Origin of the sequence: Agromyces sp. NPDC056965 (assembly GCF_042673425.1) — a bacterium.
Taxonomy (GTDB): Bacteria; Actinomycetota; Actinomycetes; order Actinomycetales; family Microbacteriaceae; genus Agromyces.
In genome coordinates this window covers 1-12,287 of sequence record NZ_JBHURI010000001.1, presented here as the reverse complement: position 1 = coordinate 12,287, position 12,287 = coordinate 1, and the positions used below count along the sequence as shown (strand labels likewise).

The 12,287-nt window shown below is 72.4% G+C and carries 9 protein-coding genes; 4 read left to right on the top strand and 5 right to left on the bottom strand.

Going from position 1 to position 12,287, the window contains the following annotated elements:
* Positions 1–32 precede the first annotated feature (32 nt).
* From ACFTQE_RS00045 to ACFTQE_RS00030, 4 genes are all read right to left on the bottom strand, one after another.
* Positions 33–827, bottom strand: coding sequence for a hypothetical protein (locus ACFTQE_RS00045; protein WP_376923139.1), 795 nt, complete (start codon positions 825–827; stop codon positions 33–35).
* Positions 828–904: 77 nt separating this feature from the next.
* On the bottom strand, positions 905–2,752 hold the full coding sequence (locus ACFTQE_RS00040) for a glycoside hydrolase family 15 protein (RefSeq protein ID WP_376923138.1): 1,848 nt from the start codon (positions 2,750–2,752) through the stop codon (positions 905–907).
* Between the two features lie 198 nt (positions 2,753–2,950).
* Positions 2,951–3,592 (bottom strand): DUF305 domain-containing protein, encoded by a 642-nt coding sequence (locus ACFTQE_RS00035; protein WP_376923137.1) that lies wholly within the window; start codon positions 3,590–3,592, stop codon positions 2,951–2,953.
* Positions 3,589–3,927, bottom strand: a complete 339-nt coding sequence (locus tag ACFTQE_RS00030; protein WP_376923136.1) for a heavy-metal-associated domain-containing protein — start codon at positions 3,925–3,927, stop codon at positions 3,589–3,591. Before ACFTQE_RS00030 ends, ACFTQE_RS00035 begins: the two co-directional genes overlap by 4 nt.
* 180 nt (positions 3,928–4,107) lie before the next feature.
* On the opposite strand from ACFTQE_RS00030, the gene ACFTQE_RS00025 reads away from it, so the two are divergent.
* Positions 4,108–4,539 carry a YciI family protein gene (locus ACFTQE_RS00025; protein ID WP_376923135.1) on the top strand — a complete coding sequence of 144 codons (432 nt, stop codon included), beginning with the start codon at positions 4,108–4,110 and terminating at the stop codon, positions 4,537–4,539.
* Between the two features lie 9 nt (positions 4,540–4,548).
* On the top strand, positions 4,549–5,871 hold the full coding sequence (locus tag ACFTQE_RS00020; RefSeq protein ID WP_376923134.1) for an RNA polymerase sigma factor: 1,323 nt from the start codon (positions 4,549–4,551) through the stop codon (positions 5,869–5,871).
* Positions 5,872–5,989: 118 nt separating this feature from the next.
* Here ACFTQE_RS00020 and ACFTQE_RS00015 read toward each other — a convergent pair whose 3' ends face one another.
* Entirely contained in the window at positions 5,990–9,439 is a 3,450-nt protein-coding gene (locus ACFTQE_RS00015; protein ID WP_376923133.1) for an efflux RND transporter permease subunit, read from the bottom strand.
* A gap of 161 nt (positions 9,440–9,600) precedes the next feature.
* Here ACFTQE_RS00015 and ACFTQE_RS00010 point away from each other — a divergent pair, with 161 nt between their 5' ends.
* Positions 9,601–10,683, top strand: coding sequence for a hypothetical protein (locus ACFTQE_RS00010; RefSeq protein WP_376923132.1), 1,083 nt, complete (start codon positions 9,601–9,603; stop codon positions 10,681–10,683).
* 90 nt (positions 10,684–10,773) lie between these two features.
* Complete coding sequence (locus tag ACFTQE_RS00005; protein WP_376923131.1) at positions 10,774–12,132, top strand: hypothetical protein; 1,359 nt, start codon at positions 10,774–10,776, stop codon at positions 12,130–12,132.
* The last annotated feature ends 155 nt before the right edge of the window (positions 12,133–12,287 follow it).

Here is a 12,287-nt window from a genome sequence, read left to right as displayed (position 1 = left end):
CCCGGGGAGGCGGCGCGGCCCGGTCTCGGCGATCAGCCCGCGCGCTCGACGAGGCCCGTCATGATCGCCGTGTCGGGGTCGACGCACGCCTCGGAGACCGCCGCACTCCACTCCTGGTCCATCGCCATGGGGTGGTCGCCGACCGACGGGAACCAGCCCTGGTTCGGCCAGTTCGCCACGAACTCCGCTCGTGGCGGGGCGGGCGGCACGACGATGTCGTTGAGCTCGAAGCACGGCACGTAGTACTCGGTGAGGTAGTCGTAGATCCAGCCGAGCTGCTCGGCGTTCGGCGGGCCCGAGGTGCGCTTGTTCGGATGCGCGACCCGGCACGAGTGCGCGGCGATCGCCTGCTCGACCGTCGTCGTCGACGTGCCGATCGCGTCGACGGGGCTGTCGGGGTCGGTGCCGGTGCGCCCCTCGTCGATCGGCAGCGCAGCGGCCTCGTAGCAGGCCCGCATCACGTCGACGCGGTTCTCGTCGGTCACGTACGCCTCGAAGACGACCTCGGGTCGCACTGCGCCGGGGTACGACGCCAGCACACCCTGCCAGTCGCGATCGGCCTCGGCGAGACGTGCGGCCTCGACATCAGCGTCGGTGAACGGGTCGCTCGCCGGCCACGGTGCGAACGCGGGCATCGGGATGGACACGATCTGCGCTGCGGCATCCGTCGCCTTTAGCGTGGCCGTCGCCTCATCGGCGTCCGCGCTCGCTCCCGAGCACCCGGTGAACGCGGTCAGCACCATCAGCGCGGCGGCGGCTGCTGCCGTCGCCGGGCCGGCAGCCTGCGTGGCCGTGGACCTCGTCGTCGAACCCCGCATCATGCGCATGCGCACCTCCGCCGCGAACCTAACAGGGCGATGCGCGCGGGCGCCACCGATCGGTGCGGCGACCCGGCGAGCTCGGCTCAGACGAACTCGAGCAGCTTCTCGATCATGATGATGCGCCGCGCGGCCTCGATGAGCGCGAGGTGCGAGAACGCCTGCGGGAAATTGCCGAGGTGCTGCCCCGTCTCGGTGTCGAGCTCCTCGGCGAGGAGCCCGAGCGGCGAGACGACGCGCAGCAGCTTCTCCATGAGCGCTCGGGCGCGCGCACCCTCGCCGATGATCGTGAGTGCCGACACGAGCCAGAACGAGCAGATGAGGAAGGTGCCCTCCCTGCCCGACAACCCGTCGTCGGTCTCGTCGGTGCGGTAGCGCAGCGCGAACCCGTCTTCGGAGAGCTCGTCGGCGATCGCGAGCACGGTCGCCCGCAGCCGCTCGTCGTCGGGCGGCAGGAATCCGTAGATCGCGGCCAGCAGGGCGGATGCATCGAGCGCGTCGGTGCCGTAGTGCTGGCGCAGCACGCCGCGCTCGCTCACGCCCTCGGCGAGGATGTCGGCGGCGATCTCGTCGGCCACCCCGCGCCAGCGCGCCGCCGACTCGGCGTCGCCCACGACCGTGCCGAGCTTCGACGCGCGGTCGAGCGCCACCCAGCACATGATCTTCGACGACACGTAGTGCTGCGGCGCCCCGCGTGCCTCCCAGATGCCCTGGTCGGGCTCGCGCCAGGCGTCCGTCGCGCACTCCGCCTGCGAGCGGATGAGCGGCCAGAGCGCGCGGGGCACGCGCTGGCTGCGACGGGCGTGCATGAGGATCGCGTCGAGCACGGCGCCGTACAGGTCGTTCTGCCGCTGCGCGAACGCCCCGTTGCCCGTGCGCACGGGCCGGGCGCCCTGGTAGCCCGTGAGGTGGTCGAGCGTCATCTCGGTGAGGTCGCGTCGCCCGTCGATGCCGTACATGATCTGGAGCGAGCCGTCTTCGTTGGCCTCGAGCCCCGAGAGGAACTCGACGAACTCGTCGGCCTCCCAGTCGAGGTCGAGGTAGTGCAGGGCCTGCACGGTGAACGAGGAGTCGCGGATCCAGTTGTAGCGGTAGTCCCAGTTGCGTTCGCCGCCGGGCGTCTCGGGGAGCGAGGTGGTGAGGGCGGCGACGGTCGCCCCGGTCGGCATGTAGGTCAGCCCCTTGATGGTCAGCGCCGAGCGCTCGAGGGCCTCGCGCCACGGGTGGTCGGGGATCGTCGCGTCGCCGAGCCAGTCGCGCCAGTACACGGTCGTGGAGTCCAGCTCAGCCGCCGCCTCCTCGAACGTCGCGGGGCCGGCGAGATCGTCGGCCCACGAGAGCGAGCAGAACGCCCGGTCGCCGGCATGCAGCGTGTGGCGTGCCCGCACATGGCCGCCCTGCACGCCGAGCGGCAGGTCGGAACGGAGGCGGAGCTTCATCCCGGCGCCGCTCGCGGTGGCCTCGTGCTCGTCGCCGGCCTCCCACTCGGCGCCGGCCCTCCCGTAGTCGAAGACCGGCTCGCAGAGGAGCTCCATCTCGACGTGCCCGTCGAGGCACGTCACGGTGCGCACGAGGCAGTGCGCGGCGTCGTCGTCGGCGGGCGCACGGGTGTGCGGCGTGGTCGTGTCGGGCTCCGATCGCGACACGATCGTGAGCGCGTCGCGCACCTCGGCCCAGCCGGTCGGCGTCTTCCACGTCGTCACGAGCACGTTGGTGCCCGGTTCGTAGGCGCGCGCCGAGGGCGCGTTGACGTCGAACGGCCCGAACCGGAAGTAGCCGGCCTGCCGGTCGAGGATCGTGGCGAACACGCTCGGTGCATCGAACCGCGGGGCGCAGAGCCATCCGACCGCACCGTCGGGCGCGACCAGCGCACCCGTGTGGCAGTCGGAGAGGAAGGCGAACGACGCGATCGGCGGGAACGGCGAGCGGGGCACCGCCCCGCGCATCTGTGGCGCGCGCCCGGTGGTCACGATGCCCCCGGGGCGAGCTCGGCGCCGCCCCGCATCACGAGCGGGGCGTCGACATCGGTGTCACTGCGTTCCATGGGGCCTCCGAGCACGGTCGGTCACGGGCGGGGGCCGCGCCGACGAAGCCGCCGTGCCGTGCCCCCACCTCGACCGTAGCCCTTCGGCTCACCCTTCGAGCAGAGCCCGCATCCGTTCGATCTCGGTGTTCTGCGCCGCGATGATGGCCTCGGCCATCTCGATCGCACCCTCGTGGGAGCCGCTCGCGAGCTGCTCCTCGGCCATCTCGACGGCCCCCTCGTGGTGCTCGATCATCTGCTCGAGGAAGAGCTGCGATGCGGCTGCCGCGTCGGCGGCCTCGAGCGCGGCGAGCTCGTCGGCGCTCAGCATGCCGCTCATCCCGTGCCCGCCGCCGGGCATCTCGCGCGGCGCGTCCCACTCCTCGAGCCAGGCCTCGAGCTGCGCGATCTCGGGCCCCTGCGCAGCCTGGATCTCCTCTGCGAGCGCGGCGACCTCGGGGGCCAGCCCGTCTTTCGCGAGCACGATGCCGCTCATCTCGAGCGCCTGCTCGTGGTGCGGGATCATCATCTGCGCGAACATCACGTCGGCCGCGGTACCCGCGTTCGCCGGCGCCTCGGTCTCGGCCGTCGAGTGGCCGTCGTGACCGCCGCCCGAGGTGTCGCCGGCATTCGCGGCGCAGCCCGAGAGGGCGAACAGCCCGGCGACTCCGAGAGCGACGACGGGCAGGGTCCGCGCGACGCTGCGGCGGCGCGCGATCGCACGGGCGCCGGCACGAGCAGCGGCGCTCATCGCTCCGCCACCCGGTATCCGGCCTCCTCGACGGCCGCCGCGATCGCCTCGTCGGAGATCGGCGCACTGCTCCGCACCGTCACGCCGGAGACGCCGCCGTTCACGAGCTCGACCTCGACGCCGTCGACACCGTCGATCGCCGTGAGCTCCTGGGTCACGTGGGCCACGCAACTGCCGCAGGTCATGCCGGCGACGCCGAACGTCGCCTCGACGAGCGAGGCGTCGACCGCGGTCTCGGTGGGCGCCGAGGCATCCGTCGTCGTGTCGATCGCGCAGCAGGAGCACCCGCCGCCATCGAGGTCGATCTCGGTTCTGCCTTCTGGTGCGAGCGTCATGGTTCGATCCTTTCGTCGGTCGCGACCACTATACCCCCCTAGGGTATAGGAGACGCAAGTCCGGCCGGCGTGACAGCATGAAGTCAAGAATTTCCGGGGCGATGTCGATCCGGCCATCGCCCGTTCGACGCCAGAGTGAGGCGGGCACTTCGGCCCCCTCCCACGAAGGAGACAACGACCATGAAGTACATGCTGATCATGCGCTCGAACGACGCGGCCGTCGAGGACTACGAGAACCTCGACTTCACCGAGGTCATCGCCGCCATGGGCGCCTACAACGAGTCGCTCATCAAGGCCGGCGTGCTGCTCGGCGGCGAGGGGCTGACCGACGCGAAGGAGGGCTTCGTCGTCGACTTCGACTCGACTCCCCCGGTCGTCACCGACGGCCCCTACGGCGAGACGAAGGAGCTCTTCAACGGCTTCTGGATCATCCAGGCCTCGAGCCCCGAAGAGGCGGCCGAGTGGGCAAAGCGCTGCCCCCTGGGGCCGGGCTCGAAGCTCGAGGTGCGCCGCGTCACCGAGCTCGAGGACTTCCCGCAGGACAACGAGTGGATCCAGAAGGAGGCCGGCTGGCGCGCCGAGGCCGAGGGTCGCCTCGGCGGCGCGAACTAGGCCGACGCCATGAGCGAGACGGATGCCGCGGGCACGGTCGAGTCGGCGGACGACGCCGTCGCGGCCGACCGTGCCCGTCGCGCCGTCGCCGCCGTCTGGCGCATCGAGTCGGCGCGCATCGTCGCGACGCTCACCCGATTCGTCGGCGATGTGGGGCAGGCGGAGGACCTCGCCCAGGAGGCGCTCGTCGAGGCGCTCCGGCAGTGGCCGGCGGACGGGGTGCCGCGCAACCCCGGCGCCTGGCTCACGGCGGTCGCGAAGCGCCGGGCGATCGACGGATGGCGCCGCCGCGAGCGCCTCGACGAGCGGTACGCCGCGATGGCCCGCGACCTCGAGCAGCAGGGCGGCGAGGCATCCGACACGTTCTGGGACCCCGACACCATCGACGACGACGTGCTGCGGCTCATCTTCGTCTCGTGCCACCCCGTGCTCTCCCGCGAGGCGCAGATCGCGCTGACGCTGCGCATCGTCGGCGGTCTCGGCTCCGAGGAGATCGCGCGCGCCTTCCTCGTGCCGACCGCGACCGTGCAGCAGCGCATCGTGCGGGCGAAGAAGACGCTCGCGGCGGCGAAGGTGCCGTTCGAGGTGCCAGAGCCGAACGAGTACGCCGCGCGCCTCGGATCGGTGCTCTCGGTGCTCTACCTGATCTTCAACGAGGGCTACCTGCCCGCCGGGGGCGACGAATGGGTGCGACCGGATGTCTCGGCCGAGGCCCTACGGCTCACCCGCATGGTGGCGGGCCTCATGCCCCGCGAGCCCGAGGCGCAGTCGCTCGTCGCCCTCATGGAGTTCACCGCCTCCCGCTTCACGGCGCGCACCGCTCGCGACGGCACGCCGATCCCGCTCGACGAGCAGGACCGCTCGCGGTGGGACCGCGCGCAGATCGGCCGCGGCCAGGCCGCGCTCGCCCGCGCCGACGCCATCGGCCGCGGACGCGGCGCGTACGGGCTGCAGGCGGCGATCGCCGAGTGCCATGCGGTCGCGCCATCCGTCGACGACACCGACTGGGCGCGCATCGTGCTGCTCTACGAAGCGCTCGGGCGGCTCGCGCCGTCACCCGTGGTCGAGCTGAACCGCTCCGTCGCCGTCGCGATGTCGACGGGCCCGGCGAGCGCGCTCCGCATCGTCGACGCACTCGTCGCGAGCGGGCGGCTCGCGGGCTACGCACCGCTGCCCGCCGTGCGCGGCGAACTGCTGCGCCGGCTCGGCCGCACGGGCGAGGCCCGCAGCGAGCTCGAGACCGCCGCACGACTCACCGGCAACGAGCAGGAGCGGGCGTCGCTGCTCGCCAAGATCGCCGGACTCGAACCCCCGGCGACGCCAGCCGGCTAGCCGAACCGGGCCACCCCGGGGCGCAACCCGCGAGGTCGCCGAGACGTCGCAAACGGCGGCTCCAGTGGCCTGCAGCTCGCCATTCGCGACGTCTCGACGTGCGGTGGCCGGGTCGGCGTCAGATGCCGTCGCCCGGAGAGACATCACCCGCGGGAGCGTCCGATGCGGCGGGCGCTGAGGGCGCTGCGGGCGCTGCGCCGGCGACGGCGACGGCGGGCGCCGCGGCATCCGCCCCGCCCGCGGCCTTCGCGGCCCGCTTCTCACGGCGCCGCTCGCGTCCGCCCTCGACCAGGTCGTAGAGCACGGGCAGCACGACGAGCGTGAGCGCGGTCGACGACACGAGTCCGCCGATCACGACGAGCGCGAGCGGCTGCGAGATGAAGCCGCCGTGCCCGGTGATGCCGAGCGCCATCGGCAGCAACGCGAAGATCGTCGCGAGCGCCGTCATGAGGATCGGGCGGAGACGGCGGGACGCACCGTGCACGAGGGCGTCGCGCACGGCCATGCCGCGATCCCGATACTGGTTCACGAGATCGACGAGCACGATCGCGTTCGTCACCACGATGCCGACGAGCATCAGCACGCCGACGAGCGAGGCGACGCCGAGCGGCACGCCCGTGATGACCTGCAGTGCGATCGCGCCGGTCGCCGCGAACGGCACCGACACGAGCAGCAGCAGCGGCTGCAGCAGCGACCGGAACGTCGCGACCATCACGATGTAGACGATCAGGATGGCCGCGAGCAGGGCGAGGCCGAGCTGCGAGAACGACTCCTGCTGGTCGGCGCTGACGCCGCCGATCGACGCGGTCGTGCCGGCCGGCAGGTCGACCGTGTCGAGCGCCGCGGTCACGGCGCCGCTCGCGGTGCCGAGGTCGTCGCCCGCGGGGGTCGCCGAGACGGTCGCGCTGCGGAGCCCCTGCACGGTGGTGACGGATGCCGGCCCGTCGACGTTCTCGACGGTCGCGAGCGTGTCGAGCCGCACGAGGCCGGCGGGCGTCGGCACCTCGAGGGCGGAGAGCTCCTCGACGGTCGCGGGCGGGTCGTCGGTCGTGAGGTAGATCGTGAGGGTCTTCTCGTCGATCACGACGCTGCCGGCGCGCTGCGGCTGCATCGCGGCGGAGACGAAACCGCCGAGTGCGACCTCGGAGTAGCCCGCTGCCGCGGCATCCGCTCGGTCGACCTCGACCGCGACGTACGGCTGGGACTCGGCCAGGTTCGAGGTGACCTGCGCGAGCGAGTCGATGCCGTCGAGCTCGTCGACGACGGCGTCGGTGGCCGCCTGCAGGTCTTCGGCGTTCGAGGCGGTGATGTCGACCTCGATGTCGCTCGAGGCGCCGAAGCCGCTCGAGGCGGCGAGGGTGACCTCGCCGACGTCGTCGAGTGCGTCGAGATCGTCGCGGACGCTCGCCTGCAGGGCGTCCTGATCGGCGTTCTCGTCGGTCGTCACCGAGTAGGTGATCGTCGCGCCGCCGCCGCCGAACGCCGCGGTGAGGCCGCTGCCCGAACCGATCGAGGTCTGCACGGTCTCAACGCCCTCGGTGTCGCGGATCGCCTGCTCGACGGGCTGGGACGCCGCGTCCATGGCGTCGAGGCTCGTGCCGATCGGCAGCTCCTGCGCCACGCGGAAGGTGTTCTGCCCCGACGATCCGAGGAAGTTCGTCTTCATGAGCGGGATCAGGGCGATCGTGCCGCCGAGCACGAGGCCGGCGACGACGAGGGTCACGATGCCGTGCTTGAGGGTCCACTCGATGATCGGCAGGTAGCCGCGCTGGAGCCGCGAGGGATGCTCGAGCTCGTCGGCGGGGGCGACCGGCTTCGCCTGCACGGCGGTCGCGGCCGCGCCTGCGGCGCCGGCGGACGACGGGAGCCCCGTCGCCCCGGTCTCGTCGCGGAGCTCGGGCGCGAGCCAGACGTCGTCGACGAACGCGGCGGCCGCGACATCTGCCTGGTCTTCGTGCCTGGCGAGCTTCGCGGGCTTCAGGAACCAGTACGCGAGCACCGGCACGATCGTGAGCGAGACGAGGAGCGAGGCCACGAGGGCGATCGTCACGGTCAGCGCGAACGGCCGGAACAGCTCGCCCGTGACGCCCTCGACGAGCGCGAGCGGCAGGAAGACCGCGACCGTCGTGATCGTCGAGGCGGTGATCGCGCCGGCGACCTCGCGCACGGCGTGCACGATCGTCGCGGCCTTGTCGACGCCCTCGATGAGGTGCCGCTTGATGTTCTCGATGACGACGATGGAGTCGTCGACGACGCGCCCGATGGCGATCGTGAGCGCGCCGAGCGTCAGGATGTTCAGGGTGTAGTCGGCCGCCTGCAACCCGATGAAGGTGATGAGCACCGACGTCGGGATCGAGATCGCCGTGACGAGCGTGGCCCGCACCGAGAGCAGGAAGACGAGGATCACGATGACCGCGAACAGGAGCCCGAGCAGGCCCTCGGTCGCGAGCGACTCGATCGACTGCTCGATGTAGGGCGCCTGGTCGAAGACGACCGTGAAGGTCGCACCGGGGTTCGTCGTGTCGAGCGAGGACTCGAGGTCGGGCAGCAGCGCCGTCACGGCGTTCGACACCTCGACCGTGTTCGCGGCCGGGAGCTTCGTGACCGAGATGGTCAGGGCCGGCTCGCCGTTCACGCGCGAGATGCTCGAGACGGGGTTGTCGGTCAGTTCGACGGATGCCACGTCGGCGATCGTGATCGCAGCGGGCACGCTCGTCGGGGCGCCGAGGCCCTCTGGCAGCTCGGCGCCGCCGGGCAGGGCCGTGCCGTCGGGCGGCGAGGCCTCGTCGGTCGGCGCCTCCGCCGGGGCATCCGGTACCTGCTCGGTGCCCCCCAGCACCGGAAGCGCGGCGATCTCGTCGACGCTCTGGATGCGCGTGCCCGTCTGCACCGCGAAGGTCGAGTCGCCCTCGGTGATGGTGCCGGCGGGCACCAGCAGGCCGTTCTGCTGCAGCGCGTCGCGGATGGCCTGCTGCGTGATGCCGTAGGCCGCGAGCTTCGCGGGGTCGGGCGTGATGGTGACGCGCTGGCCGATCTCGCCGACGAGGCTCGCCTCGCGCACGCCGTCGACGTCGGTGATCTCGGGCAGGGTCGTGCGCTCGATCTCGTCGGAGAGCGCGCTGATGTCGTCGGCGCCGGTCACGGCGATCTGCAGCACCGGGAAGTCGTCGAGGCTGAGGGCGATGACCTGCGGGTCGACGTCGTCGGGCAGTTGGCCGGCGATGCGGTTCACGGCCGAGAGCATCTTCTGCTCGGCGAAGGCGAGGTCGGTGCCGTAGGTGAAGCTCGCGGTGACGCGCGAGAGGCCCGTCGAGCTCGTCGTCGAGGTCGACTCGAGGCCCGTGATGCCCTGGATCGCGGTCTCGATCGGGGTCGAGACGTCGGTGTTCACGATGTCGGGCGACGCACCGGAGTAGCTCGTCACGATCGACAGCTGCGGGAACTCGATCGACGGCGCCAGCTCCTGCTTCAGGCTCGTCAGGGAGATGCCGCCGAAGATCGCGACGACGACGGTGATGAGCGCGATGAGGGCACGGTTCTTCATGCTGAGCGCGGCGAGCAGGTGCATTGCACGATTCTCGCAGGCGCCGCAGCGGCGGATATCACATCCTGGTGAAATTCACGCGGCATCCGCGCTCGGCATGTCGACCGTTTGACCCCCATCCGGGGGGTATCCTCGCGAGAAGGACCCCCCATAGGGTGGCCACCAGGGGAACGAAGGGGTGGGCGATGGGCTCCGCGGATGCTGCACGGCAGGTGCCGTGGCTCCGCTACGCGCTCCTCGCGGCATCCCTCACCGCCGTGTGGCTCGTCGTCTCGCTCTTCTCGAGCGCACCGAGCGCCTCGGCCGATGAACGCGATTCCGGCAGCGGACTGCTCGGCACCGTCGGCTCGCTGCTCGGCGGCGTGACCGAGGTCACGGGCGCCGTCGGCGGCCTCGTCGGCGGCGTCGTCGAGACGGTCGTCCTCCCGGTGAACCAGGTCGTCGAGCCCGTCGTCGAGGTGCTGCCCGAGCCGGTGGCCGAACCCGTCGCGGTGATCGTTCCCGGCGCGGTCGACACCGTCACCGAGGCCGCGAACACCGTGATCGGCGGTGGCAACGCGGCCGTCGGCACCCTCGTCAACGGCGTCACGGGCACCGTCTCGGGCATCGCCGGCGGCGACACCGTCAGCGGCATCACGACCCCGGTCGCCGGACTCGTCGACGGCGTCGTCGACGAACTGCCGATCGTCGGAGCACTGCTCCCGAACGGAACGGTCGGCGGGGTGCTCGGCCCGGTGGCCGGCCTCGTCGACGACACGCTCGGCACCGTCGTCGGCACGTCGCCCGCACTGCCCACCGATGGCACCGGCGTGCTCCCCCAGCTTCCGTCGATCCCACTGCTTCCGGGCGGCACCGACGGCACGGACCCCGGAGGACCCGGCGGCCAGACGCCCGGTGAACCGCCGCCGGCCGGCCACGCGGGGGCGCCGCCCGGCGCCGCTGCCGGCGGGTCGGTTCCCGGCCATTCGAGCGTCACCGACGGCACGGGCTCCACGAACTCCGCATCGACCGGCGACTCCGCATCGGGCACGATCTCGCCGTCGGGATCGCCGGGCGGCGACGGCTCGCCCGCGCTCGGGGCGCCCGCCCTCGGCGTCGGCGGAACCGGCACCGGCGCTGCGGGAGGCAGCGGCGGCGCGGCATCCGGCACCTCCGACGCGGCGTACGCCGCCCTCGAACTCGACGCGCTCGCGTCGCTCGCGCTCCACTCGGTCGACGACGAGCTGCCGTCGTCGCCGGTGTACGACACCGACTCCACCCCTGACTGACGGGGGCCGTTCCGCCTGCACGTGAGGCGGAAGACGGTCATCGCTCCCTGCCCGGGAGCGACCTACCCCATCAGTTCAGGAGGACTGGAAATGAAGAAACTGCTCTTGAGGGCGCTGTACGCGACCCTGTTCGCCGGGGGCCTCTCGCTCCTCGGCGCCGGTGTGGCCCATGCGTCGGAGACGACGGGCGACGACGGCATCCTGTCGGGAACCCAGGCTGGCATCTCGATCGACCTGCCGATCACGCTCGGCGGCAACGCCATCTCGCTCCTCGGGGACTCGTCGTCGCAGGGCGCGAGCACCGAGGCTCCCGGCGGCGAGGCGGCCGAATCGGCCGCCGTCACCTCGGGTGACGACGGGGTCGGCTCCGGCAGCCAGGCGCTCATCGACCTGTCGGTGCCGGTGACGATCGGCGGCAACGCCGTCTCCGTCATCGGCGACTCGTCGTCCGAGGGCGCGACCGCCGAGGTCGCTCCGGCCCCGGTCGCGGCCCCGGCTCCCGCTCCCGCCGCGGCTGCTGCACCCGAGACCAGCGGGCTCGACTCGCTGCTCGGCGGCACGCAGGCGCTCGTCGGCGTGTCGATCCCGATCACGCTCGGCGGCAACGCCATCTCACTCGTCGGCGACAGCAGCAGCGCCGGTGCGGAGAACGCGGTCGAGTCGGGAACCGGCGCGGACTCCGCGTCGGGATCCGGCGCAGCGACCAGCGGCGACGACGGGATCCTCGGTGGCACGCAGGCGATCATCGGCGCAGCGGTGCCGATCACCGTTGGCGGCAACGCCATCTCGCTCATCGGCGACAGCAGCAGCGCCGGTGCGGAGAACACGGTCGAGTCGGGAACCGGCGCGGACTCCGCGTCGGGAACCGGCGCAGCGACCAGCGGCGACGACGGGATCCTCGGCGGCACGCAGGTGCTGCCGAGCCTCGGGCTGCCGGTGACGATCGGAGGCAACGCGATCTCGGGGTTGGGCGACAGCACGTCGACCGGCGCCGAGACGGTCGTGACGCCGGGGACCGGGGGCGGTTCGGCGACGACGGATGGGAACGGCGGGCTGCTCGGGGGAACACAGCTGCTGCCGAACCTGTCCCTGCCCGTGACGGTCGGCGGCAATGCCATCTCGGTGATCGGCGACAGCGAGACCGACGGGTCCACGACCGTCGTCGACCCGACGGACCCGGTGGACCCGACCGACCCGGTCGATCCCGTCGATCCGGTGGACCCGGTCGACCCGGTGGACCCGACCGACCCGACGACGCCCACCTCACCGGGTGACGGCAGCGGCGGGGCGGTCGCGTCGGGCAGCGGTTCGGGCGGATCCGCTTCGGGCTCGGGCGCGGCGATGCTCGCCTCGACGGGAACCGACGTCTCGGGTCTCGGGCTCGCGGCACTCGCGATGCTCGCGGGCCTCGTGCTCGTCGGGATCCGGCGGTTCGCGCTGCAGCGCTAGGCAACGGGATGGGCCCGGCGCCGCCCTACCGGCGCCGGGCTCGCACCCCCGGCAGTTCACTGCCCCAGAGACTCCGTGCCGCCGACCGGTGCGGAACGGCCAGGCCGCGGTGCGCCGGCATCGCGGTCGGTCGGGGCGGCCGACGAGCGCAGTCG

Coding starts and splice junctions, on each gene's coding strand:
- ACFTQE_RS00015 (WP_376923133.1), bottom strand. CDS start 9,439: ATGCACCTGCTCGCCGCGCTCAGCATGAAGAACCGTGCCCTCATCGCG.
- ACFTQE_RS00045 (WP_376923139.1), bottom strand. CDS start 827: ATGCGCATGATGCGGGGTTCGACGACGAGGTCCACGGCCACGCAGGCT.
- ACFTQE_RS00025 (WP_376923135.1), top strand. CDS start 4,108: ATGAAGTACATGCTGATCATGCGCTCGAACGACGCGGCCGTCGAGGAC.
- ACFTQE_RS00005 (WP_376923131.1), top strand. CDS start 10,774: ATGAAGAAACTGCTCTTGAGGGCGCTGTACGCGACCCTGTTCGCCGGG.
- ACFTQE_RS00030 (WP_376923136.1), bottom strand. CDS start 3,927: ATGACGCTCGCACCAGAAGGCAGAACCGAGATCGACCTCGATGGCGGC.
- ACFTQE_RS00020 (WP_376923134.1), top strand. CDS start 4,549: ATGAGCGAGACGGATGCCGCGGGCACGGTCGAGTCGGCGGACGACGCC.
- ACFTQE_RS00035 (WP_376923137.1), bottom strand. CDS start 3,592: ATGAGCGCCGCTGCTCGTGCCGGCGCCCGTGCGATCGCGCGCCGCCGC.
- ACFTQE_RS00010 (WP_376923132.1), top strand. CDS start 9,601: ATGGGCTCCGCGGATGCTGCACGGCAGGTGCCGTGGCTCCGCTACGCG.